This window comes from Falsiroseomonas sp., from assembly GCF_041690465.1.
Lineage (GTDB): Bacteria > Pseudomonadota > Alphaproteobacteria > Acetobacterales > Acetobacteraceae > Falsiroseomonas.
In genome coordinates this window covers 100,641-123,979 of the sequence record NZ_JAWLHG010000001.1, presented here as the reverse complement: position 1 = coordinate 123,979, position 23,339 = coordinate 100,641, and the positions used below count along the sequence as shown (strand labels likewise).

The window sequence follows — 23,339 nt, the reverse complement described above, 5'->3', positions numbered from 1 at the left end:
TTGCGGGCGCCCCGTCGCACCCCCTAATTGTCGCCCATGCTTCGCCGTGACCTGCTCTCGCTCTCCGCCGCCCTCGGTCTCGCGCCGATGGGCCTCCGCGCCGCCACTCCGGCCGGCGGCTCCGCCGCGCCCGGCGAGGCGATCCGCACCCACGCCCTCTCCCTGCTGGGGGAACCGGCGCTGCCGGCGGATTTCCCGCATTTCCCCTGGGTGAACCCGGAGGCGCCCAAGGGCGGCGAAATCGCGCTGACCGCACTCGGCAGCTTCGACAGCTTCAACCCCTTCATCCTGCGCGGCACCGCAGCGGTCGGCGTCACGCTGATCTACGACACGCTGCTGAAGGCCAGCGCCGACGAGGCCTCCGCCGAATACCCCTACCTCGCGCAGTGGATCGAGCTGCCCGCCGACCGCATGGGCGTGACCTTCGAGCTGAACCCGAACGCCCGCTGGCATGACGGCAAGCCGGTCACCGCCGCCGACGTGGTCTGGACCTTCGACACGCTGCGCCAGCACGGCCGCCCCTTCTACCGCGCCTATTGGGGCGACGTGACGGAGGCGGTGGCCGAGACCGAGCGGCGCGTGACCTTCAAGTTCCGCAACAACGACAACCGCGAACTGGCGCTGATCCTCGGCCAGATGCCGGTACTGCCGAAGCATTGGTGGGAGGGGCGGGACTTCGCCCGCCCGCTGCTCGATCCGCCGCTCGGCTCCGGTGCCTACCGGATCTCGCGCTTCGATGCCGGGCGGAGCGTGGTCTATGACCGCGTCGCCGACTGGTGGGCGAAGGACATCCCGAGCTGCAAGGGCACGCAGAATTTCGGCGCCTACCGCTATGAATACTTCCGCGACACCACCGTGGCGCTGGAGGCCTTCAAGGCCGGGCAGATCGACTTCCGCACCGAGAATGTCGCGCGCGACTGGGCCACCGCCTACGACTTCCCCGCCCGCCGCCGCGGCCTGGTGAAGCTCGACGAGATCCGGCACCAGATCCCCACCGGCATGCAGGCCTTCGCGGTGAACCTGCGGCGCCCGCTGTTCCAGGATGCCCGCGTCCGCCGCGCGCTGACCGAGCTGTTCGACTTCGAGTGGATGAACGCCAACCTGTTCTACGGCGCCTACACCCGCACCAGCTCCTACTTCTCCAACTCCGAGCTCGCCTCCTCCGGCCTGCCGCAGGGGCGCGAGAAGGAGATCCTGGAGCAGTTCCGCGGCCGCATCCCGGAGGAGGTCTTCACCACCGAATACACGCTGCCGAAGACCGACGGCTCCGGCAACAACCGCGCCGGGCTGCGCCGCGCGCTGACTCTGCTGCAGGAGGCCGGCTGGCGTGTGCAGGACCGTCGCCTGGTCGACGCCCAGGGCCGGCCCTTCGAGTTCGAGATCCTGATCCAGGGCCCGACCTTCGAGCGCGTGGCCCTGCCCTATGTGCAGGCGCTGGAGCGCATCGGCATGCGCGTGAACGTGCGCACCGTGGACCCGGCGCAGTACCAGACCCGCATCGATGCCTTCGACTACGACATGACGATCGAGAGCATCGGCCAGAGCCTCTCGCCGGGCAACGAGCAGCGCGACTTCTTCACCTGCGAGAAGGCGCGCGAGCAGGGCAGCCAGAACGTCGCCGGCATCTGCGACCCCGCGATCGACGAACTGGTGGAGCTGGTGGTGAACGCCCCGGACCGGGAGGAGCTCGTGGCCCGCACCCGCGCGCTGGACCGCGTGCTGCTGTGGAACCACTTCATGATCCCGCACTGGCATATCCAGAGCTTCCGCATCGCGTACTGGGACAAGTTCGGCCGCCCGGTGCGGAACCCCCGCTATGGCCTCGGCCTCGACACCTGGTGGATCGACCCGCGGCGAGAGCAGGCGCTGGCGGAAGCGCGCCGCAACCTCTAAAGCGCGCCTGTGGCCGCCTATATCCTCCGCCGTCTGATCCTGGTGGTGCCGACGCTGCTCGGCATCATCCTGATCAACTTCGCCGTCGTGCAGTTCGCCCCCGGTGGCCCGGTCGAGCAGATGCTCGCCGAGCTGCGCGGCGAGGGGCAGACGCTCGGCCGCCTGACCGGCGAGGGCGGCGGCGAGACGCGCCAGCCCGGCGGCCCCGGACCCGGTGCCGCTGCCGGTGGCGGCGATGGCCCGGTCGGCACCTATCGCGGCGCGCGCGGGCTCGACCCCAACATCGTCGCCGAGATCGAGCGCATGTTCGGCTTCGACAAGCCGGCGCATGAGCGCTTCCTCGAGATGCTCGGCGGCTATCTGACCTTCGATTTCGGCCGCAGCCTGTTCCAGGACCGGCCGGTGGTGGACCTCATCATCGAGAAGATGCCGGTCTCGGTCAGCCTCGGCCTGTGGTCCACGCTGATCATCTACCTGGTCTCCATCCCGCTCGGCATCCGCAAGGCGGTGAAGGACGGCAGCCGCTTCGACGTGGCCACCAGCGGCGTGGTGCTGGTGGGCTATGCGGTGCCGGGATTCCTCTTCGCGATCCTGCTGGTGGTGCTGTTCGCCGGCGGTTCCTTCTTCCAGTGGTTCCCGCTGCGCGGCCTTTCATCCCCGGGCAGCGAGCTGTGGCCCTTCTGGCAGCGTGTGGGGGATTATTTCTGGCACATGACGCTGCCGACACTGGCGCTGGTGATCGGCGGCTTCGCGGGCCTGACCATGCTGACCAAGAACAGCTTTCTCGACGAGATCGGCAAGCAGTACGTCATCACCGCGCGGGCGAAGGGAAACGGCGAGACGCGGGTGCTGTACGGGCACGTCTTCCGCAACGCGATGCTGCTGATCATCGCGGGCTTCCCCTCGGCCTTCATCGGCATCCTGTTCACCGGCGCCCTGCTGGTGGAGATCATCTTCTCACTGGACGGGCTCGGGCTGCTGGGTTTCGAGGCGGCAATCCGCCGCGACTACCCGATCATGTTCGCGTCCCTCTACATCTTCACGCTGCTCGGGCTGCTGATGCAGATCGTGGGCGACCTGATGTACACCGTCATCGATCCCCGCATCGACTTCGAAGCCCGCCGATGACGCCGATCAACCAGCGGCGGCTGGCGAACTTCAAGGCCAACAGGCGCGGCTTCTGGTCGCTCTGGATCTTCCTTGTCCTCTTCCTGCTGACGCTGTTCGCCGAGTTCCTGGCCAACGACAAGCCGATCGTCGCCCGCGTGGACGATCGCTGGCTGTTCCCCGTGCTGGTCGGGTATGCGGAGAGCGATGTCATTCCCGATGGCCTGCCGATCAGCATGGACTGGAAGGACCCGACGCTGCGCGAGGAGTTCCAGGAACGTGGCGGCTGGGCCGTCTGGCCGCTCATCCCCTACAAGCACGACACGGTGGTGCGCGACCTGGGCCGACCGAGCCCGGCGCCGCCCTCCTCGAAGAATTGGCTCGGCACGGACGACCAGAGCCGCGACGTGCTGGCGCGGGTGATCTACGGCTTCCGCATCTCCGTGCTGTTCGGCTTCTCGCTGACCATCGTCAGCTCCATCCTCGGCGTCGCCGCCGGCGCGGTGCAGGGCTATTACGGCGGCTGGGTGGATCTCGGCTTCCAACGGTTCATCGAGGTCTGGTCGGGCATGCCGCAGCTCTACCTGCTGATCATCCTGGCCAGCGTGATCGAGCCCAGCTTCTGGACGCTGCTGGTCTTCCTCCTGCTGTTCTCCTGGATGGGCCTGACCGGCGTGGTGCGGGCGGAGTTCCTGCGCGGGCGCAACTACGATTATGTCCGCGCGGCGAAGGCGATGGGCGTCGGCGACACCACCGTGATGTGGCGCCACATCCTGCCGAATGCGATGGTGGCCACGCTCACCTTCCTGCCCTTCATCCTGTCGGGCTCGGTCACGGTGCTGGCCTCGCTGGACTTCCTCGGCTTCGGCCTGCCGCCCGGGTCGCCCTCGCTGGGCGAGTTGGTGGCGCAGGGCAAGAACAACCTGCAGGCGCCCTGGCTCGGCATCACCGCCTTCATCGTGCTCGGCGGCGTGCTGACGCTGCTGATCTTCGTCGGCGAGGCCGTGCGCGACGCCTTCGACCCGCGCAAGTTGCCGGGAGGCGGCCGATGAGGCCGCCGAGCGCTGCGGTGGAGGATGGCGGGCGATGAGCAAGCACATCCTCACGGTCGAGAATCTCTCCGTCGCCTTCCGCGGCACGCAGGTGGTGCACGGCGTCTCCTTCACCGTGGACCGCGGCGAGACGGTCGCGCTGGTCGGCGAGAGTGGCAGCGGCAAGTCGGTGACGGCGCTGTCCTGCCTGCGCCTGCTGCCCGGCGCCGGCAGCAACCCGGACGGACGCATCATCCTCGACGGCACCGATGTGCTGCGCGCCGAGGGCGAGGAATTGCGCCGGCTGCGCGGCGGCGTCGCCGGCATGGTCTTCCAGGAGCCGATGACCTCGCTCAACCCGCTGCACACGGTGGGCCGCCAGGTGAGCGAAGCGGTCACGCTGCACCGCCCGATGCAGGGCGAGGCGCTGCGCGGGCGGGTCATCGAGCTGCTCCGCCGCGCCGGCTTCCCGCAGGCGGAGGACCGGCTCGGCGCCTATCCGCACCAGCTCTCAGGCGGCCAGCGCCAGCGGGTGATGATCGCCGCAGCGCTCGCCAACGACCCCGCTCTGCTGATCGCCGACGAGCCGACCACCGCGCTCGACGTGACGATCCAGGCGCAGATCCTGGAGCTGCTGGCGCATCTCAAGCGCACGCTGAACATGGCGATGCTGCTGATCACCCACGACCTGCAGATCGTCCGCCGCCATGCCGACCGCGTCGTGGTCATGCGCCAGGGCCGCGCGGTGGAGCAGGGCAAGGTCAGCGAGGTCTTCGCCGACCCGCGGCACGACTACACGAAGATGCTGCTGGCCACCGAGCCGCGCGGCCGCCCCGCGCCGGTGCAGCCGACTGCACCCGTGGTGCTGGAAGGCCGCGAGGTGAAGGTGCACTTCGCCATCCGCCGCGGCCTGCTGCGCCGCGTGGTCGGCGAGGTGCGCGCGGTGGACGGCGTTTCCGTGCAGATCCGCGAGGGCGAGACGATCGGCCTGGTGGGCGAGAGCGGCAGCGGCAAGACCACGCTCGGCCTGGCGATGCTGCGGCTGGAGCAGAGCGAGGGCGCGATCCGCTTCGAGGGCCGCGACATCCAGGGCCTGGACCGCGCCACGCTCCGGCCGCTGCGCGCGCGGATGCAGATCGTCTTCCAGGACCCCTACGGTGCGCTCTCGCCACGCATGACGGTGGGCGAGATCGTCGGCGAAGGCCTGGCCGTGCATGAGCGCCTCTCCGCCACGGAGCGTGCCGCCCGCGTCGCCGCCGCGCTGGAGGAGGTGGGCCTGGAGCCGGCGATGGCCGACCGCTACCCGCATGAATTCTCCGGCGGCCAGCGCCAGCGCATCGCCATCGCCCGCGCGTTGGTGCTCAAGCCGCGGCTGGTGGTGCTGGACGAGCCGACCAGCGCACTCGATGTCAGCGTGCAGGCGCAGGTGGTGGAGCTGCTGCGCGAGCTGCAGGCGAAGCACCGCCTGGCCTATCTGTTCATCTCGCACGACCTCCGCGTGGTGCGCGCGATGGCGCATCGGGTGGTGGTGCTGAAGGATGGCAAGGTGGTGGAGGAAGGCGAGACCGAGGCGGTGATCGGCGCGCCGCGCCAGGCCTATACCCGCGCATTGATGGCCGCCGCCTTCGAACTCGCCGCCACCGCCAATGGCGAGGTGCGGATGTGAACGCGGAGGAGCCGGCACCGCCGCTCGCGATCATGCGGGCGCTGCTGGAGGGGCAGCAGCTGAAGCTCGGCGTGCATATCCGCAAGATGAACTCGCCGGGCAGCCCGGTGTACCGCACCTGGGAGAATGTGTGGCCGGCAGGGCTGATCCTCGTCACCTCCTTCGCGGCCACCGCCTGGGTGCACTACTACCTCGGCGGCGCGATCCTGGTGGCCGGCTGCTGGTGGTGGCTGACCCGGGTGCAGCCGAAGGTGAAGGACGGCGTGTTCGATCGCACCATGCTCTTTGCGCTGCAATCGGACGCGCATTTCGACGCGCTGTGGGCGAAGGGCGTGCTGAGCCTTTACACCGAGCTGCCGGACGGCCGGAAGCTTGCCGCCACGCGCCGCGACGATTGGCGCGGCTTCGTCCGCCTCGTCGCGCGCGAGACTGCCACAACCCCGATCAAGGATGCCGCCTGATGGCCGTGCTGCTCTCCACCAAGGCGGCGGCGATGGAGATGTGGCGCGACGCGTTGCTGGCGCTCGACCCCACGCTCGAGATCCGCCTGTTCCCCGATGCCGGCGAGCCGGCCGATATCGAGGCGGCGGTGGTCTGGACCGCGCATGACATGGCGGAGCTGCGGCGCTACCCGAACCTCCGGCTGATCGTCTCGATGGGCGCCGGCGTGGACCACCTGTTCCGCCCGCCGGGGCCGCCGCCGGGCATTCCGGTTGCCCGCTTGGTGGACCGGATGCTGACCAGCCAGATGGGCGAGTGGGTGCTGCTGAACGTGCTGCGGTTCCACCGCCAGGACCTGGAATACCGCGCCCTGCAACGCGACCGGACCTGGCTGGAGCTGCCCGCGCCGGTCACCGCGGAGCGCCGCATCGGCATCCTTGGCCTCGGCGAGCTCGGCACCCATGCGGCAGGGCTGCTGCGCGGCCTCGGCTTCCCCGTGATGGGCTGGACCCGTCGGCCACGCGCCCTGGACGGCGTGGAGGGCTTCCACGGCGATGCGGGCCTGCCCGCGATGGCCGCTCGCTCCGACATCCTCGTCTGCCTGCTGCCGCTGACGGCGGCGACGCGCGGCATCGTGAATGCGCGGCTGCTCGGCCTGCTGCCCCGCGGTGCCTTCCTTATCAACGGCGCCCGCGGCGGGCATGTGGTGGATGCAGACCTGCTGGCCGCGCTCGACAGCGGCCAGGTGGCCGGTGCCGCGCTCGACGTGTTCGAGCCCGAGCCGCTGCCGCCAGGCCGCCCCTACTGGTCCCATGCGCGGGTGGTGATGACCCCGCATGCCGCCAGCATCACCATCCCCGCCAGTGCCGCCCCCCAGGTGGTGGAAAACATCCACCGTGCCCGGGCGGGGCAGCCGCTGCTCAACCTGGTGGACTTCGCCGCCGGCTACTGAGCCGGCGGCGAGTCCGGTTCACCCCACCTTGCGGGGGGAGCTGGCATCGCCGGCCTCGGTGGTCGGCGGGTTCTCCCGCGCGGCCTGCTCGGCGCCGGCCATGATGCTGCGCATGTCGCGCAGGAAGCCGGCGCCCTTCAGGGTGCGCTGCACCAGCACGCTGCGGCGGTCCATCGGGTCCACCTTGCGCCGGGCGAGGTCAAGTTCGCCCAACCGGTCGAGCGCGCGGGTGATCGCCGGCTTGGAAACGTTCAGTTCCGCCGCCAGGCCGCGCACGGTGTGCGGCCCGTCGGTTAGGTAGACGGTCAGGAACACGCCGAGCTGCCGGGCCGAAAGGTCCGGCCCGTCGCGGCGTACGAGGGCTACAACCGTGTCCCTGAGAATGCCGACCAGCACATCCGGGTTGGTCTGCGTCGCCATGGTCTCAAATCCTTCCTGGGCGCTCTCCCGGTTGCCCGATTCCGGCTTCGCCTTGGCTCCGGATCGTCCCTTGGCGCGCCTCTGCGATGCGGCGTTGCGTGAATGGTCCTCGCGCGAAGCACCTCTTGGAGAGCGGCTTGACCCAGAAAGTTCCCGTTTCATCTTGGCTTTGTTACCGTGTCGCGTTGTGGCCGCCGGAAAAAAGGCTGAGGGCGGCCGCGACAATGGCCTGCGCCCCCTGCACCTCTCCGCCTTCCGGGCGCCCCGGGCGGGACTGATCGTTCCACGCATAGAGATCGAGATGCGCCCAGCGCAGGCCCTCCGGCACGAAACGCCGAAGGAAGAGCGCCGCCACGATAGCCCCCGCCATGGGCTTGGAAGAAACGTTGTTCAGGTCGGCAACCGAACTGTCCAGCCAGGAAATATAGCTTTTTTGTAATGGAAGCCGCCAGAGGGGATCGTTGCTTTGCAACCCTGCCTGGAGCAACGCATTCCCCAGATCATCATCATCGCAGAACAGCGCCGGCAGGTCCGGCCCGAGCGCGACGCGCGCCGCACCGGTCAGCGTCGCGCAGTCCACCACCAGCGCCGGCTGCGACTCGGCAGCGAAGGTGAGCAGGTCCGCCAGCACCAGCCTGCCCTCGGCATCGGTGTTGCCGATCTCGACGGTGAGGCCCTTGCGGGTGCGGATCACGTCCATCGGGCGGAAGGCGGTGCCGGAAACGGCGTTCTCCACCGCGCCGACCAGCAGCAGCAGCCGGATGGGCGCGCGGGCCGCCATCAGCATCTCGGCCGCGGCGATGGTCGCCGCCGCGCCGCCCATGTCCTTCTTCATCCGCAACATCGCCGCCGACGGCTTGAGGTCGAGCCCGCCGGTGTCGAAGCAGACCCCCTTGCCGCAGAGTGCCAGCAGCGGCCCGTCCTTCGCGCCCTCCCAGCGCAGCACGGCGACGCGCGGCGCGCGTGGCGAGCCGCCGCCCACCGCCTGCACCGCCGGGAAACCCTCGGCCAGCGCCGCACCCTCGATGATCTCCACCGTCGCGCCATGCGCCGCGCCGAGCTCACGCACCGCCTCCGCCAGCTCTGCCGGGCCGAGGTGGCTGGCGGGCAGGTTGACGAGGTCCCGCCCCCGACGGATCGCCGCCGCACGTTGCTGCGCCGCCTCGGTCCCGGCCGGCGGCACCAGCCGGGCAGGGGCACGCCCCTGCTCCGACTTCAGCATCCGGAAGCGATAGGCACCGAGGCACCAGCCGAGCACCGCGGCCTGCGGATCCGGCGCCCCCTCGATCATCCAGGTGGTGCCGTCCGGTAGCGCGAAGGGGGCGGCGCCGAAGGCCCAGGGGCTGGCGGCCTCCGTCGCATCGGCGCCGAGGCCGAGCACCGCGCCGGCGATGCCCTCGTCGCCGGGCAGCAGGCGAAGCTCCTGCGCCTGGGCGGTGAAGCCCGAGGCGCGCAGGAAGGCCGCCTGCGGCGCCGTCAGCCGGGCGAGCAGGGCGTCGAGACCCTCCGGCGCGACCGCGTGCAGCGTCGGCGCGGGGGTTCCGGGGGTGGCGAGGCAATCGAACATGGCGGTTCCTGGGTAAGTAACGTTTGCCGTGGCACTCGCCGACAGGCCGAGCCGTGCCGGCTGCGCAGGTCAGCCCGGTGGGGCGGGAATCCGCGCCAGCTCGGCAAGCCAGGTCTCCGCGGAAGCGTCGCTCGGCGCCCGCCAGTCCCCGCGCGGCGAGAGCGAGCCGCCGGAGCTCACCTTCGGCCCGTTGGGCAGGGCGGAGCGCTTGAACTGGCTGGTGGCGAAGAAGCGCCGGACGAAGACCCGCAGCCACTTCGCGATGGTCGGCAGGTCATAGGCCAGGCGCTTCTCGGGCGGGGTGTGCGGCGGCCAGGCGCCGGCGGCGGCATCGTGCCAGGCGTGCCAGGCGAGGAACGCCACCTTGGAGGGCCGGAAGCCGTGGCGGGTGACGTGGAACAGGGTGAAATCCTGCAGTGCATAGGGGCCGACGAAATCCTCGGTCTTCTGCGCCGGGCCATCCGTCCCGTCGCCGGGCACCAGCTCCGGCGAGATCTCGGTGGCCAGGATGTCGAGCAGCACGGGCTTCGCCGCGGTGCCGAACACCTCCTCCTCCGCGACCCAGCGGATCAGGTGCTGGATCAGCGTCTTCGGCACGCTGCCATTGACGTTGTAGTGCGACATGTGGTCGCCCACGCCATAGGTGGCCCAGCCCAGCGCCAGCTCCGACAGGTCGCCGGTGCCCAGCACGATGGCGTCGTGCTGGTTGGCGAGCCGGAACAGCGCCGAAGAGCGGGCACCGGCCTGAACATTCTCGAAGGTGATGTCGTGGACCGGCTTCCCCTCCGCGAAGGGGTGGCCGATGTCACGCAGCATCTGCATGCAGGCCGGCGTCATGTCGATCTCGGCCGCGGTCACGCCGAGCGCGCGCATCAGCTTCCAGGCATTGGCCTTGGTGCGGTCGCTGGTCGCGAAGGCGGGCAGCGTATAGGCCAGGATGTCGCTGCGCGGCCGGCCAAGCCGGTCGAAGGCATGCGCCGCAACCAGCAGCGCCTGCGTCGAATCCAGCCCGCCCGAGACGCCGATGACGATGCGCTTGATCCCGGTCGCCTCCAGCCGCTGGCGAAGCCCGTGCGACTGGATGTTGTAGGCCTCGTAGCAGAGTTCCGAGAGGCGGGCGTCATCGTCCGGCACGAAGGGGAAGCGCGGCACCTCGCGCTTCAGGCCGAGGTCGCTCTCGCGATCCGCCGCCAGGGTGAAGGAAACCTCCCGGAAGGGGCGCTTCGGCGGGTGGAAATCGGCAGCGTCGCCGAAGCTGGTCTGGCGCAGCCGCTCCTGCTGGATGCGCTCCAGGTCGAGGTCGGCGAGGATCAGCGGCGGCTCGGCGGCGAAGCGCTCGGCCTCGGCCAGCAGGGCGCCGTTCTCGTAGATCATGGCCTGGCCGTCCCAGGCGAGGTCCGTCGTGCTCTCCCCCTGCCCGGCCGCCGAATAGAGGTAGGCGGCGATGCAACGCGCCGAATGCACCTGGCACAGCGCGTGGCGATAGGCGGACTTGCCGACGGTGACGTTGCTGGCCGAGAGGTTCAGCAGCACCGTCGCGCCGGCCAGCGCCGCGGCGGTGGAGGGCGGGACGGGAGCCCAGACATCCTCGCAGATCTCGGCATGGATCACGAGGTCGGGCAGGTCCTGGGCGCGCAGCAGGATGTCGGTGCCGAAGGGCGCTTCCTGGCCGGCCAGGCGCAGCGTGGGCGGCACGCTGCCGGCGCCGGTGGCGAAGTGCCGCTTCTCGTAGAATTCCCGGTAGCTGGGCAGGTAGCTCTTGGGGAAGGCGGCCAGCAGCCGGCCGCGATGGATGGCCAGCGCCGTGTTGTAGAGCCGCCCGCCCGCCCGCACCGGCGCACCGACGAACAGCACCGGCGCAAGCTCGCGCGAGGCGTCCAGCAGCCCCGCCACCGCCTGCTCCACCGCCTCCAGCAGGGCGGATTGCTGCAGCAGGTCGTCGATGGCGTAGGCCGATAGGCCGAGCTCCGGGAACAGCACCAGCGAGGCGCCGGCCTCCGCCGCGCGGCGCGCCATGGCCAGCGTCTCGCCCGCGTTGAAGGCGGGGTCGGCGACGCGCAGCCGCGGCGCACAGGCGGCGGCCCGGACGAAGCCATGGGCGTGGATGTTGTGGAAGGCGGTCAAGGCCGCTGCGTCTCCCGCTGATGCGCTCCGCCGGGTCGGTCGGCGGCGCCGCTTACCTCGGCTTTACCCGGCTCCTGTAGCTTGGGGAACGGCATCACCCCCCGCAAGCGACCTTGGGAGCAATGGCGACCCCGATCCCGACCACCGGCGCGACCAGCGCGGACCAGCTTCCCGACAGCATCTTCACCTGGGTCTTCCAGGCGAGCACCGGGGACAGCTGGGGCGGCTGGCTGGTGGAGGACAGCGCCCGCTACGTCGCCGGCGACACCATCTTCACCGCGCACGGCCACTACCTCATCACCACCGAGGAGGAGCGCGGCACGGACCTCTCGCCGCTCGGCCTGGCGGAGGGCCAGGTGCGGGTGGAGTGGTACCGCGATTCCACCGGCCCCTTCCTGGCCACCCGCGCCGGGCCGGGGGTACCGGTCGGGCTGGCCGGTCTCGGCTCGGAGCTCGACGCGGCGTGGGACGGCGCGGCCTGGGTGAACTTCGGGCGCGGCGGCGCCGACCAGGTCGGGTCGCCGGCGCTGGCCCTCTTCACCTGGGTGTTCGAAGCGAACAGCGGCGACCGGTTGCACGGCACCCTGGTCGCCGAAGCGCTGAGCTACGGCACCGGCGACACCTTCGCGACGCCCTTCGGGAGCTATCAGATCACCGCGAAGGCGGCGCTGCCCGCCGAGGCGAATCCGGGAGCGGCGGCCGGCGAGATCCGCACCACCCGCTACTTCGATGCCACGGTGGGGCGCGATCTGCCCGTCGAAAGCGGGGGCATCGGCGTGACGGGAACGGCCGGTCTCGGCAGCGAAATCGACCGGGTCTGGAACGACACGGCCTGGGCGCCTGTCGGGCAGGGCGGCGGCCTGCAGGCGGATGGGCAAGGCTTCAGCAGCTTGCGGAAGCTGATCTCCCAGTTCGGTGCGGAGGCCGGCAACTGGACGAGCTATGACCGCTACCCGCGCCAGCTGGCGGACATGAACGGCGATGGCCTGGCCGACATCGTCGGCTTCGGCGATTCCGGCGCCTGGGTATCGACCCAGAACGCCGATGGCAGCTTCAGCGGCTTGCGGAAGCTGATCTCCCAGTTCGGCGCGGAGGCCGGGGGCTGGACCAGTTTCGATCGTCACCCACGCCAGCTGGCGGACATGAGCGGCGATGGCCTGGCCGACATCGTCGGCTTCGGCGATTCCGGCGCCTGGGTGTCCACCCAGAACGCCGATGGCAGCTTCAGCGGCTTGCGCCTGCTGATCCGACAGTTCGGCGCGGAGGCTGGTGGCTGGACCAGTTTCGATCGTCACCCGCGACAGCTGGCGGACATGAACGGCGATGGCCTGGCCGACATCGTCGGCTTCGGCGATTCCGGCGCCTGGGTGTCCACCCAGAACGCCGATGGCAGCTTCAGCGGCCTGCGCCTGCTGATCCGACAGTTTGGCGCGGAAGCGGGAAACTGGACCAGCTTCGATCGCCACCCGCGCCTGCTGGCGGACATGAACGGCGATGGCCTGGCCGACATCGTCGGCTTCGGCGATTCCGGCGCCTGGGTATCGACCCAGAACGCCGATGGCAGCTTCAGCGGCCTGCGCCTGCTGATCCGACAGTTCGGCGCGGAGGCTGGTGGCTGGACCAGTTTCGATCGTCACCCACGCCAGCTGGCGGACGTGAACGGCGACGGGCGCACCGATATCATCGGCTTTGGGGATTCCGGCGTGTGGGCGTCGCTCCAGAACGCGGATGGCACCTTCGGTGGGCTGCGGTTGCTGATCAGGCAGTTCGGTGCGGAGGCGGGCGCCTGGACCGGCCAGGACAGCTTCCCGCGCCAGATGGCGGACATGAACGGCGACGGGCGCGCAGACGTCGTCGGGTTCGGCAACTCCGGCGTATGGAGTTCCCTGGCGCCCAGCGGAGACGGCATATTCGGACTCTAGTGAAGGGAGCCGGCCGTCGATTACGGCTTTGCGAAAGCCGTGTCCCAGGCCAGAAAGGGCCGCATGCGGAAGTTTGTCTCGCGGCTGACGGCCCTTCTCGATCGCAAGCAGCCACGGGCTGTGCATGGGCCGCCTGCGGCGGCCGCGGACGCCGCCGAGCTTCGCCGCATGCGGTCGATGGAGGCGAAGCTTGAGGACCGTGCCCGCCGCGTTGCCGATCTGACGCGCGAGCTGAGATCGCTCAGCGGCGAGTACCAGGCACTTGAGCTGGACACGCACCGGCTCGAGCAGGTCGTCATGGGCCTGCCTGTGACCCGTTTCCGCGAACTCCCACCCGAGGCGCTTCGCCTCAACGTCGGAACCCGCACGACCCGTGCCAACTTCCTTTTCCAGGGGCACGGATCCGCAGCACTTGTGCGCAGCGTATTCGGCGACGACCCGGGTTTCCCCGTGCTCGACTGGGGGTGTGGCAGCGGCCGCACGCTCAACTGGCTCCACCCGGTCGGCAGTTGGGCGCGCTGGTGGCACGGCTGCGACGTGGACCGGGCGGCGATCGCTTGGCTCAATGCGCAGGGGATCGCCAACGCCCGCCCCTGCGCGGACGAGCCGCCGCTGCCCTACGAGGACGGCTTCTTCGGCCAGGTCTTCTCCTTCTCGGTGCTGACGCACATCGACCCGCCGAAGCACCCCCTCTGGTATGCCGAACTGCGGCGCGTCATGCGTCCCGGCGGCCGTGCCCTGCTGACCGTGCAGGGCGATGCCATCATCGCCGCGAAGCGCGTGACCGGCGCCGAGCATCTTGCCCACTACGAGGCGCATGGCTGGGTGCATGTCGAGCGCGAGGGGCACTACAAATCCGCCTCGCTCATCAGCGCGCGGCTTGCGCAGCAGATGGCGTCCGAGTTCTTCGAGATCGAGGACTACCAGCCCGGCGGCTACAACAAGCTCATGGATCGCTTCATCGTGCGAAAGCCGGCCTGACGTGATGCCGCCCGTCGGGAGGATACGGCTGCGCCTGGCGCGACGGATGGGAGCGGCGGCAGCCTTGCTGCTGGCTTCCCTCGCCTGCCTTGTCCCGGCACGCGCGATCGCCGACGCGGCGACCTACGGCCGGGACTTCGAGGAGCAGCGGATCGGCGACGAGCCCTATCTGGCGCGGTGCGGCACGCGGCCGACCCGGATACTCCTGTTCCTCCACTCCTGGTCCGCGGACCACAGGCAGGCGGCTGCCTTCCCGGAATTCCGGGCGCTCGAGGATGCGTGTGTCGTCGCACCGAACTTCAACGGACCGAACCGGACGCCGCGCGCCTGCGCGTCCGAGGACGCGATCTCCCGGATCGAACAGGTCCTGAAGGAGAGCGTCAGGCGCACCGGCATCGCGGTCGTTGACCTGCTTGGCTTCTCCGGTGGCGCCTACGTCGCCCTGGTCTTCCTCGGCAGCCGCCCTGGCCTGGTGTCATCCGCGGGTGTCTGGCTGCCGATCTACGACCTGGCGCAGTGGTTCAGGGAAGCCACGAACGGGGGTGAGTTCCAGCAGGACATGATCGGCTGCTTCGGGCGAGGTCCGGCCGGCCCATCAGATCGCGCATACGCGGCGCGTTCGCCGTCCGTCGCTCTCGATGGCATCCGGCCGCCGCTGCGCATCTGGCTCAATGCCGGCAGCCGGGACACCACGACCTACCCGTCCCATGCGCAGGCGGCCCGCGACCATATCGCGCGTGCATGCCCGGCCTGTGCCCTGACCTATGTCGAGTGGGACATGGCGCACGAGTTTCGCATCCGCGCGGCGCTGGAACAGATGGGATATCCGGCGCCGTAGCGTTCTGCGCAGTGGCGCCTGAAGGTCGCGGCGCAGGTGGCCGAGGGGCCCCGCAGCCGCGCGCAAGGCGGCCCCGCCCGGCGGCATCGGCAGGCGTTCAGGCCGACTGCATCCATCCTGGCCGCCAGCGCGGCTGCGCGGCGAGCCGGCAATCCGTCGCGTCCAGCGCCAGGTTCGGGCTGTAGAAGGGATCGGCGTCCAGCAGCGCCCCCCAGCGGCCGCGCATCCAGTCCTTGTCCCGCTCTAGCCGAGCGCGGCGCGCGCCGCCATCATCCAGCCCGCGGGAGGCGGATTCCAGATGGTCGAGCACGGCATGGGGGGTGAACACCACGCGCAGCCCGGCCTCCCGCACGCGCAGGCAGTAGTCCACGTCGTTGTAGGCGACCGGCAGCTTCGCCTCGTCCAGCCCGCCGAGTCGCCGCCAGGTGGCGATCGGCGTCAGCAGGCAGGCGGCGGTGACCGCCGCCACCTCCTGCGCCACCGCGACCCGTCCCTGGTAGCCCGGCGCCGCACCGGCCAGCCGCTTGTGGATGTGCGAGCCGACGCCGCCGATGCCGAGCACGATGCCGGCATGCTGCACCGTGCCATCGCCGTAGTGCAGCAGCGCGCCGACCGCGCCGACCTCCGGCCGCAGCGCATGGCCCGCCATCTCCCGCAGCCAGCCGGGTTCGCGCACCGCGATGTCGTTGTTGACCAGCCCGAACAGCGTCCCGCTCGCCGCCGCGGCGCCGAGGTTGTTGAGGCGGGAGAAGTTGAACGGCCCGGTCTCGCGCAGCACGCGCACGCGCGGATCGTCGGCCAGCGAATCCAGGTACTCGCGCGTCGCCGCCTCGGCGCTGTCGTTGTCCACCACCAGGATCTCGAGGTCGGGCCAGTCGGTTCGGTGGCGCAGCCCCTCGACGCAGCCTTCGAGCAGCGCCACGCGGTCGCGCGTCGGGATGCAGAGCGACATGCGCGGCGGCGTCGCCGGCAACGGCCAGACCACGCGCCGCCAGCCGCCCTGCGGCAGGGTCTCCACCCTCGCTCCGGGCGCGGTGGCGGCGAGATGGGCTGAAAGCGCCGCCGCATGTGCCGCCGGCTCCTCGGACGGCGCGTCGGCGCGGCGGTGCAGCAGCACCAGGGGCAGGTGCCGGATCGCGCCCGCGGGCGCGCCCTCGGCGAGGCGCAGCAGGGTCGCGTACAGCTCGGCGCCTGGCGGCCCGGCGAGGCCGCCCACCGCCTCCAGCGCCACGCGGCGAATCACGCAGGGCCGCAGCGCGTAGGCTTGGGCGCGGAACAGGTCCGGGTTCCAGCCGCCCTTGAACCAGGGATCGGTGCGGCGCCCGGCGGCGTCCAGCCGGTCCTCGTCGGCATAGACCAGCCGCGCTTCCGGCGCCGCCGCGAGGTCCAGCGTGGCGGCAGCGAGGGCTTCCGGGGCGAGCAGGTCGCCGGGCTCCAGCACGATCGCCAAGTCGCCGCCCGCAAGGCCCCAGGCCGCGTCCAGCCCGCTCCCGGCGACCCGCCGCAGCCGTGGCTCCGCGGGCAGTACCAGGTCCGCAGGCGCCGCGAGGCAGAGCTCCCAATCCGGATGCAGCTGCGCCTGCAGCGAGGCGAGGCTGGCCGTGACGGCCGCCATGTCATGCTCCCCCGCCGCCATCAGCACCGAGACACGGGCCGGCCGCTCGCCGAGGCACGCCGCCAGCCGCGCCAGCGCCGCCGGTCCGGGCGTGCCGTGGCGCGCCACCCACTCGGCATAGGTCAGGCGCGTCCGTGGTGCCTGCGGGGCGGATGCAGGCTGCGGGCGGCCACGCAGCAGCGCCGCGATCGCGCCGCGCAGCCGTGCCGGAAGTCCGGTCATGCGGCCGCGGCGTCCCGCCCCGCCGGCGCCGCCGCCGTGGCCAGATCGGCCGCGACGAGGTCGAGGATGCGCGGCACCGCCTGGCCGGGCAGCAGGTGCCGGGCGCGAAAGCGCTCCATGCGCCCGGCGAGATCGGCATCGGCCGCCGACAGCCCGGCCACGAAGCCCGCCCAATCCTCCGCGCCGCGCAGGATCGGCAGCGGCGCATAGACCGGCAGGTCGAGCCCATAGCCCGCCACCGCCACCTTCCGCCCGACCCGCGCGGCATCGAGCGCGACGGTGGAGGGGGTGGTGATCACCCCGTCCACCGCGGCCAGGATCGCCGCCGCCGTGAAGGGCTCCCAGGTCGGCTGGGCGGGGTCGGCGAGCAGCAGGTTGCCCGGCATGCCGGCCAGCGCCTGCGGGTTCTTTGCCAGCCAGCGCGCGGCATGGTGCGGCTTGACCAGGAACAGCACCTCCGGGAAGCGCACGGCGGTGGCGCCGAGATCGGCCAGGAAGGCCTGCACATAGGCGGCGTCGTAGCGCTCCCAGTGCAGGTTCTCGAACACGCCCACCACCTTGCCCGCATGCGGCGGCAGCGGCAGCGTGGCGGGCGGCGCCTCCGCCGGCTTCGGGCAGCCGACCGCGACGCAGCGCGCGCGGGTCTCGGGCAGGACGTCCGCCGGCAGCGACTCCACCGGACCCCAGACCAGGATACGGGAGGAGGCGAAGCGGATCGGGCCGGGATGCTCCGGGTCGGGCGCGAAGTAGGTCAGCCCGATATTCTCCAGCCCGTGCTGGAAGGTGAAGCTTGGCATCCCCCGCGCCGTGGCGCGCGCAGCCAGCGCATACGGCGCGCGATGTGCGGGATGGGAGCTCTCCGCCGCGGTGAGCAGCGCGGCGATGCCCTCCAGCGCCGGCGCTCTGCCGGCGATCACGTCCTTGCGCGGCACGATGCGCGGCATCAGCCCGCGCTCCACCAACTCCCGCAGCACACGCGGCGAGGCCGCGGCCAGCCGGTCGGAGATGCAGGCCTCCGGCGCGAAGCGCGGGTCGGCGCGCATCGCCTCCAGCACCGGCAGCAGCACGTCTAGGTCCTGCACCAGGTCGAGGAAGCCGAGGATTCGGGGCGGCGCATCCGCCGCGGCGGCCGGGCCGGCGCCGCGCCCCGTCACCTCCTGCAGCAGCGCATCCCAGGCGCGGGCGAGCACGCCGGCGGAGAAGGCGCGCTGCACATGCGCGCGCCCGGCCGCCACGTCGCGACCGGCCCGGGCCGGGTCGCTCAGGTAGCCGCGCAGCCCGCCCTCCCAGTCGTCGAGGACCATGAAGCCCTCCATCCCCTGCAGCGCGGGGATGGCGGTGGCGACCACCGGCACGCCGCGGCTCAGCGCCAGCGCGTGACGGTTGGCGGACTTGCCGATGCTGAACGCGTCGCGCGAATTGGGGATGACGCACACATCGGCGCCGTCGAGCTCGGCGAGGATCGTCTCACGGCTCCATTCGCGGTACTCGCAGGCGAAGGGCCAGCCGGCGGTGACGCGGCGGAACTCCTCCTCGCCGTTGCTGACCACGAGCAGGCGCAGCGGGATCTCCGCCGCCACGCGCGCCAGCGCCGGGGCGATCAGCGCCAGGTTGCGGATGCCGAAATCGCCATGCGCGGCGCCCTTGATGCCGAACCAGATCACCGTGCGTCGCGCCTCGCCGGGGCGCGGCTCTGCGGCGGCGGGCATTGCCGGCAGCACGGGCGGCGGCGCGGGCGGCAGCGCGGATGATGACGGCGGCAGTCCGGGTGACGGCGGCCGTGCTACAGGCACGGCAGGGCGCGATGCCGGCGCGGCGGGGCAGGGTGCCGGGAGCGGGGATTGCGCAGCCCTGCGCGGGGTTGGTCCGAGCAGATAGACCAATCGGCGCCAGACGGCTCCCGGCAGCCGGCGCGGCCACTCCGCAATCGGAATATCGCGCGCCTTCAGGATGGCGCGCGGCGCGGCGCGGCAAAGGTCGCGAAGCTGCATGATGCGTCGCCGGGGCCGGATCGCCGAATGCAGCGCAAGCAGCTTCCAGCGCGGCTTCAGCACGAAAATGAGAGCCAGCCGCTGCCACGCGATTCTCATCCGGGCGCGGAGTGCGTGGAAGCGCCTCCGCGACCCCAGCTGGGCACGGATAGCCTGGAGCCGCCGGCGGGGCCGCAGCCTGACCCGCAGAGCATGCAGGCGCTGGCGCGGACGCAGCACGGCGCGCAGCCGCTGCAGGCCGCGCTTTCGCCGCGCGGCGGCAAAGGCTCCGCCGAAAGCACGCATCACTGCCGCGTTGTCGGCCTCGTTCTCCACGGGATCGGCGATCTCTACCACCGGGGTCCCGGCCGGCACCATGGCGCGCAGCTTCGCGGCAAGCACCGGGCCGGTGGTGACCACCGCCGCGGCGATCCCGGCCACCGCGCGGCACACCGCCGCCTCCTTGCCGCGGCTGCCGCCGTAGCCGGGGATGAACACGTCGTCGCAGAGATCGAGCACCACCGGCACGCCCTGGTCGCGCGCCGCGTTGGCGAAGCCGAGATCGTCCAGCGTCGTCGGCTTCACCAGGATCACCAGGTCGAAGCGCCGCAACTGCGCAGCCGTCGCGATCGCGTCGAACACCTCGACCCGGTGGCCGAGCGCGTGCAGATGCACCGCGGGGTAGAGGCCACGGTACCAGACGCTCGCCATGTCCGGGCGGAGCGCGGCCACCTTGATGCCGATCGCGAGCTTGCGTCCCGGCGGGGGCATGGGCGCAGGACCGGTCGCGTTCATGCCTTCCGTCCCATCCTCCGCATCGCCGCGCGCCATCCTGCGCCTCGTGCCCGGTCAGCGCTTCACGAACCAGGCCTTGGTATGGTTCGGGCGGTCCTCGCCGCAGCGCAGATGCATCAGCTCCTCGGGCCTGCCGGACATGAACACGTCGATCGCGCCCTTGGCCATGGGAAACTCGACCGAGTGGTAGTCATCGAAGAACACGATGCCGCCGGGTCGCACGCGGGGGTAGAAGTATTCCAGGCATTCAAGGTGCGGCTCGTACAGGTCGCAGTCCACATGCACGAAATCGTAGAGCCGCTCCGGCAGCGTGCCGAGCGTGTCGGCGAACAGCCCCGCCACCAGATGCGCCTCGGTGCCCGGCGCCTGCTCCGCAACGAAGCCCTGCACTTCGGCGACCGAGGTGTCCCTGAACAGCGGTACCGGCCCGCGCGCCGCCTCGTGCGGATTGTAGGACAGGTCGGTTTCCGACAGTGCCGGCAGGCCGGCGAAGGTATCCAGCCCGGTGAAGGCCACGCGGCTTCCCAGCGCCTGCGCCAGCCGCGCGCAGGAGGCCAGCGAGTGTCCCTTGTAGACGCCGCACTCGGCCGCCTGCAGCGGCTCCGCCGGCGGCGCCCCGTGCCGCGCGGCCAGCAGCGCGAAGGCGAAGCCGTGCAGCAGCGGCAGCAGCTCCACGCGCTTGTGGGGCGGGCCGACATAGGCGTCGGCGAACAGGCTCGGCAGGTCGGCTTGCATCGTCATCATCCTGGTCGCGCTCAGTCGCCGACGGGTGCCGCGGCATCGGCGCTGATCCGCATGTCGAGGTCCACAAGCCCGCGGCTCGGCGTGTCGCGCACGACATCGAGCCTGGCGAGGTTGTGGTACACGTTGAAGGTGGTGGTCACGTCGCCCACCGTCTCGCCGGTGCGGGCGGCGAGGAAATAGATGCCCGGCAGCAGCCGGTTGCGGAACACCAGGCGAAGGCGGCGGCTCTCCCCCGCCTGCATCGGCGCAAGGCCCTGGGGGAGGTCGGATGTGGCCAGCCCGCAGACCACGATGCCTTCCTTGTTGCGGATGCCGCAGCTGAGGATGGGCCGCGCGATTGCGGCGCCGGCCACCAGCTCCGCCGTCAGCTCCACCAGCGGCGGCCCGTCTGCCTGCCACGTCTCGACAAGGTGTGCGCCGCGCAGCGTGAGGCGCGGGTCGTCGGCCGTCACCGGCTTCGCGACGCTGGCGACCGTCGCGGCGCGGCGCTCCAGCCCTTCGCGGATGTCCTTGTAGACCTCGAAGGCGCCGACGGGCGCGCCGTCGAACACCTTGCGGCCGCCTTCCAGCACGACGACGCGCGAGCAGAAATTGGCGATCAGGTTCGGGCTGTGGCTGACCATCAGGAAGGTCTGCCCGCGCTCCTGCATCGCCTTGATGCGCATGTAGCACTTCACGCGGAAGGCGGCGTCGCCCACCGCCAGCGTCTCGTCGATGATGACCAGGTCGGCCTCGACATGCGCCGCGCAGGCGAAGCCGAGCCGCGCCTGCATGCCGGAGGAATAGGTGCGCAGCGGCATCTCGAAATATTCGCCGAGGTCGGCGAAGGCCTCGATCTCCGGCAGCACCGCGGCCGCCTCGCGCGTGGTCAGGCCCATGATGCCGCAGAACAGCTTCGCGTTGTCGCGGCCGCTGAACTGCGGGTTGAAGCCGGCGCCGACCTCCAGCAGCGTGGCGATGCGCCCGAGCCGCTCCACCGTGCCCGCGCTCGGCTCCAGCACGCGGCCGAGGATGGCCAGCAGCGTTGTCTTGCCGGCGCCGTTGCGGCCCATGATGCCGAGCGTCTCGCCGCGCCGAACATCGAGGTCGATGCCGTCCAGCACGACATGCTTGCGCCGCCTGCCGCTCTCGCGGCGGAACAGGGCCTCACCGAGGCGCGACATCGGCGAATCGATGCTGGTGTAGGCCTTGCCGATGCCGCGCGCGCGCAGCAGCAGCTCCTCCGGCGCGGCGTCAGACGACATCGGCCACCGCCCCGGCGACGCGGCGATAGAGGAAGGCGGCCAGCGCCAGCAGCAAGGCGGTGGCGAGCAGGAAGCCGAGGAAGGGCAGCGCCTGCGGCCCCTGCCCGTAGACCAGCGCGCCGCGCAGCATCTCCGCCATGTGGGTCAGCGGATTCAGCCACATCAGCGCGCGCACCTGCTCCGGCACGATGGCGAGCGGATAGGCGATCGGCCCGGCATAGAACAGCGCGCGCGCGACCAGCCGCAGAACCTCCTGCAGGTCGCCGAGGAACGGGCCGAGCATCGCCAGGCAGAGCGAGAGCGCGGCGAGGAACAGCAGGCTGGCGCCGAGCGCCACGGGCAGCCAGGCAAGCCCCGCGACGCCAAGCCGCCCCTGCGCGAAGGCCAGCACGAGCAGCAGCAGCAGCCCCGCCGCCGCCGGCGTGGCGGTGCGCAGCAGGTTGGCCAGCCACAGCACCCAGAGCGGGAAGGGCGCGCGGCGCACATAGTCGCGGCGGCGCTGGAACACGTCGGTGGAGGAAATCACCAGATCCACCATGAAGAGATACAGCACCAGCCCGCAGAAGAATGGCAGCAGGAAGCCCGGCGACGCCTCGCCCGGCGCGCCGGGCGGCCAGCCCACGCGCAGCAGCTGCCCGAAGACGAGCCAGTACATCAGCAGGTAGACCGCCGGCGTGACCAGCAGCCAGAGCGGCCCGATCGCGGCACCCGCGTAGCGGTCGCGGATGTCGCGCGCGGCGAGGTCCACCGCCAGCCGCAGATGGCGCGCAAGGCTCGCGACGCGCGGATGCCGCAGCGGGGGGAGCCGGCGCGCCGCGGCTTCAGCGCCGGGCATAGACCAGCCACCGCGGGCCGTTTCGTGACTGGAACAGGCTTTCCTCATGCAGGTCGTTGAAGCCCAGCTCGCGCAGCAGCGCGACGAGGTCTTCGCGGAACAGCCATTTGGCGTGGTCCAGCATGCCGGCGAAGGGCGCCTCCCGGCCCGCCTCGCGGTAGTGCATGTAGCGCCAGAGGCGGCCACCCGATTCGTACTCCCGCACCGCGGCGTCCTCCGGCGCGACCTGGGTGTCGAGCATGATGCCGTCGCGCACCAGCGGCGCGATGCTGCGCAGGTGCCCGACCGGATCGGTGAGGTGGTAGAGCACGCCGACATGGTGCAGCACGTCGCAGCCGAGATCCATGCCCGGCGGCGGTGTCTCCTCGGCGTCCCAGCGGAAGACATGTGGCGCGGGCACGCCGAACATCGCGCAGCGCACGATGGTCTTCACCACGTTCTCGATGCGGCTGTCGCAGGCCAGCACGCGGCCGGCGCGCTCCGCGAGGGCGGTGGTGTGGATGCCCTCGAAGCAGCCGATCTCCAGCACGGTGCGGCCGGCGAGCGGCATGCGGCGGTCGAGCTCGACGATGCGCGGATCGGGCACCAGCTGCGGCACGTTGCGCTTGTTGGCGGAATAGGGCGCGCCGAAGCGCCGGCCTCGTGAATCCACCACGAAGGCCGCCCAGGGAAGCAGCGCGTTCAGCCGCTGCAACTCCTCGTCTGGAAGCGACTCGACCCCTGGGATGTGGACGCGGCCCTCGTCGTAGCCGCCGAGCGGTGCCACGGGCGCCGCAGGCGCTTCGGGCGCCGCAGGCACTTCGGGCGCGGCAGGCACTTCGGGCGCCACAGGCACTTCGGGCGCGGCAGCCACCGGCGGTGCGGTGGGCGACGCCGGACCCTCGGCCGCCACACCCACGGTGTCGTCCCTGCGAAAGATGTTCGCGATGGCGCGCAACACGTCTGTCTTCCCGCCCCGTCGTCAGAGGAACA

The 23,339-nt window shown here is 71.2% G+C and carries 18 protein-coding genes; 9 read left to right on the top strand and 9 right to left on the bottom strand.

The window, feature by feature from the left end; all coding sequences use genetic code 11:
• The first annotated feature begins 36 nt into the window (after positions 1-36).
• The 6 genes from ACESM1_RS00570 to ACESM1_RS00545 are packed head-to-tail and all read left to right on the top strand — an operon-like array spanning position 37 to position 7,090.
• Positions 37-1,893, top strand: a complete 1,857-nt coding sequence (locus ACESM1_RS00570; protein WP_372616794.1) for an extracellular solute-binding protein — start codon at positions 37-39, stop codon at positions 1,891-1,893.
• Between the two features lie 9 nt (positions 1,894-1,902).
• On the top strand, positions 1,903-3,021 hold the full coding sequence (locus tag ACESM1_RS00565) for a microcin C ABC transporter permease YejB (protein WP_372616793.1): 1,119 nt from the start codon (positions 1,903-1,905) through the stop codon (positions 3,019-3,021).
• Positions 3,018-4,052, top strand: a complete 1,035-nt coding sequence (locus tag ACESM1_RS00560; protein WP_372616792.1) for an ABC transporter permease — start codon at positions 3,018-3,020, stop codon at positions 4,050-4,052. Before ACESM1_RS00565 ends, ACESM1_RS00560 begins: the two co-directional genes overlap by 4 nt.
• Before the next feature lie 34 nt (positions 4,053-4,086).
• Positions 4,087-5,697: an ABC transporter ATP-binding protein gene (locus tag ACESM1_RS00555; protein WP_372616791.1), complete on the top strand. Its 1,611-nt coding sequence runs from the start codon at positions 4,087-4,089 to the stop codon at positions 5,695-5,697.
• Positions 5,694-6,158 carry a hypothetical protein gene (locus ACESM1_RS00550; protein ID WP_372616790.1) on the top strand — a complete coding sequence of 155 codons (465 nt, stop codon included), beginning with the start codon at positions 5,694-5,696 and terminating at the stop codon, positions 6,156-6,158. Before ACESM1_RS00555 ends, ACESM1_RS00550 begins: the two co-directional genes overlap by 4 nt.
• A complete protein-coding gene (locus ACESM1_RS00545) occupies positions 6,158-7,090 on the top strand; it encodes a 2-hydroxyacid dehydrogenase (protein WP_372616789.1) in 933 nt (310 codons plus the stop codon). The genes ACESM1_RS00550 and ACESM1_RS00545 overlap by 1 nt, the downstream gene beginning before the upstream one ends.
• An 18-nt stretch (positions 7,091-7,108) precedes the next feature.
• Here the strand turns inward: ACESM1_RS00545 and ACESM1_RS00540 are convergent, their stop codons facing one another.
• The 3 genes from ACESM1_RS00540 to ACESM1_RS00530 all read right to left on the bottom strand — a co-directional run bounded on the left by ACESM1_RS00540 (position 7,109) and on the right by ACESM1_RS00530 (position 11,201).
• On the bottom strand, positions 7,109-7,510 hold the full coding sequence (locus tag ACESM1_RS00540; protein WP_372616788.1) for a MarR family transcriptional regulator: 402 nt from the start codon (positions 7,508-7,510) through the stop codon (positions 7,109-7,111).
• A gap of 172 nt (positions 7,511-7,682) precedes the next feature.
• The gene (locus ACESM1_RS00535; RefSeq protein WP_372616787.1) at positions 7,683-9,077 is read right to left on the bottom strand and encodes a leucyl aminopeptidase family protein; all 1,395 of its coding nucleotides are present in this window, start codon (positions 9,075-9,077) and stop codon (positions 7,683-7,685) included.
• Between the two features lie 69 nt (positions 9,078-9,146).
• Positions 9,147-11,201: an NAD(+) synthase gene (locus ACESM1_RS00530; RefSeq protein WP_372616786.1), complete on the bottom strand. Its 2,055-nt coding sequence runs from the start codon at positions 11,199-11,201 to the stop codon at positions 9,147-9,149.
• Positions 11,202-11,323: 122 nt separating this feature from the next.
• Here ACESM1_RS00530 and ACESM1_RS00525 point away from each other — a divergent pair, with 122 nt between their 5' ends.
• The 3 genes from ACESM1_RS00525 (at position 11,324) to ACESM1_RS00515 (ending at position 14,942) form a co-directional block, all read left to right on the top strand.
• Positions 11,324-13,123, top strand: coding sequence for an FG-GAP repeat domain-containing protein (locus tag ACESM1_RS00525; protein WP_372616785.1), 1,800 nt, complete (start codon positions 11,324-11,326; stop codon positions 13,121-13,123).
• A 177-nt stretch (positions 13,124-13,300) separates the two neighbouring features.
• Positions 13,301-14,104, top strand: coding sequence for a class I SAM-dependent methyltransferase (locus ACESM1_RS00520; protein ID WP_372616784.1), 804 nt, complete (start codon positions 13,301-13,303; stop codon positions 14,102-14,104).
• 64 nt (positions 14,105-14,168) lie between these two features.
• Positions 14,169-14,942 carry an alpha/beta hydrolase family protein gene (locus tag ACESM1_RS00515; RefSeq protein WP_372616783.1) on the top strand — a complete coding sequence of 258 codons (774 nt, stop codon included), beginning with the start codon at positions 14,169-14,171 and terminating at the stop codon, positions 14,940-14,942.
• A 97-nt stretch (positions 14,943-15,039) separates the two neighbouring features.
• Here the strand turns inward: ACESM1_RS00515 and ACESM1_RS00510 are convergent, their stop codons facing one another.
• From ACESM1_RS00510 to ACESM1_RS00485, 6 genes are read right to left on the bottom strand one after another with little or no spacing between them, the layout of a single operon-like run.
• The gene (locus tag ACESM1_RS00510) at positions 15,040-16,779 is read right to left on the bottom strand and encodes a glycosyltransferase family 2 protein (protein ID WP_372616782.1); all 1,740 of its coding nucleotides are present in this window, start codon (positions 16,777-16,779) and stop codon (positions 15,040-15,042) included.
• Positions 16,776-19,544, bottom strand: a complete 2,769-nt coding sequence (locus ACESM1_RS00505) for a glycosyltransferase (RefSeq protein ID WP_372616781.1) — start codon at positions 19,542-19,544, stop codon at positions 16,776-16,778. The genes ACESM1_RS00510 and ACESM1_RS00505 overlap by 4 nt, the downstream gene beginning before the upstream one ends.
• Positions 19,545-19,598: 54 nt before the next feature.
• Complete coding sequence (locus ACESM1_RS00500; protein ID WP_372616780.1) at positions 19,599-20,279, bottom strand: class I SAM-dependent methyltransferase; 681 nt, start codon at positions 20,277-20,279, stop codon at positions 19,599-19,601.
• A 20-nt stretch (positions 20,280-20,299) separates the two neighbouring features.
• Entirely contained in the window at positions 20,300-21,532 is a 1,233-nt protein-coding gene (locus ACESM1_RS00495) for an ABC transporter ATP-binding protein (protein ID WP_372616779.1), read from the bottom strand.
• Positions 21,522-22,367: an ABC transporter permease gene (locus ACESM1_RS00490; RefSeq protein ID WP_372616778.1), complete on the bottom strand. Its 846-nt coding sequence runs from the start codon at positions 22,365-22,367 to the stop codon at positions 21,522-21,524. Before ACESM1_RS00490 ends, ACESM1_RS00495 begins: the two co-directional genes overlap by 11 nt.
• A complete protein-coding gene (locus ACESM1_RS00485; protein WP_372616777.1) occupies positions 22,354-23,307 on the bottom strand; it encodes a class I SAM-dependent methyltransferase in 954 nt (317 codons plus the stop codon). The genes ACESM1_RS00490 and ACESM1_RS00485 overlap by 14 nt, the downstream gene beginning before the upstream one ends.
• Positions 23,308-23,339 lie beyond the last annotated feature (32 nt).

Coding starts and splice junctions, on each gene's coding strand:
- ACESM1_RS00540 (WP_372616788.1), bottom strand. CDS start 7,510: ATGGCGACGCAGACCAACCCGGATGTGCTGGTCGGCATTCTCAGGGAC.
- ACESM1_RS00505 (WP_372616781.1), bottom strand. CDS start 19,544: ATGAACGCGACCGGTCCTGCGCCCATGCCCCCGCCGGGACGCAAGCTC.
- ACESM1_RS00490 (WP_372616778.1), bottom strand. CDS start 22,367: ATGCCCGGCGCTGAAGCCGCGGCGCGCCGGCTCCCCCCGCTGCGGCAT.
- ACESM1_RS00525 (WP_372616785.1), top strand. CDS start 11,324: ATGGCGACCCCGATCCCGACCACCGGCGCGACCAGCGCGGACCAGCTT.
- ACESM1_RS00535 (WP_372616787.1), bottom strand. CDS start 9,077: ATGTTCGATTGCCTCGCCACCCCCGGAACCCCCGCGCCGACGCTGCAC.
- ACESM1_RS00510 (WP_372616782.1), bottom strand. CDS start 16,779: ATGACCGGACTTCCGGCACGGCTGCGCGGCGCGATCGCGGCGCTGCTG.
- ACESM1_RS00545 (WP_372616789.1), top strand. CDS start 6,158: ATGGCCGTGCTGCTCTCCACCAAGGCGGCGGCGATGGAGATGTGGCGC.
- ACESM1_RS00555 (WP_372616791.1), top strand. CDS start 4,087: ATGAGCAAGCACATCCTCACGGTCGAGAATCTCTCCGTCGCCTTCCGC.
- ACESM1_RS00520 (WP_372616784.1), top strand. CDS start 13,301: ATGGAGGCGAAGCTTGAGGACCGTGCCCGCCGCGTTGCCGATCTGACG.
- ACESM1_RS00570 (WP_372616794.1), top strand. CDS start 37: ATGCTTCGCCGTGACCTGCTCTCGCTCTCCGCCGCCCTCGGTCTCGCG.
- ACESM1_RS00495 (WP_372616779.1), bottom strand. CDS start 21,532: ATGTCGTCTGACGCCGCGCCGGAGGAGCTGCTGCTGCGCGCGCGCGGC.
- ACESM1_RS00560 (WP_372616792.1), top strand. CDS start 3,018: ATGACGCCGATCAACCAGCGGCGGCTGGCGAACTTCAAGGCCAACAGG.
- ACESM1_RS00500 (WP_372616780.1), bottom strand. CDS start 20,279: ATGCAAGCCGACCTGCCGAGCCTGTTCGCCGACGCCTATGTCGGCCCG.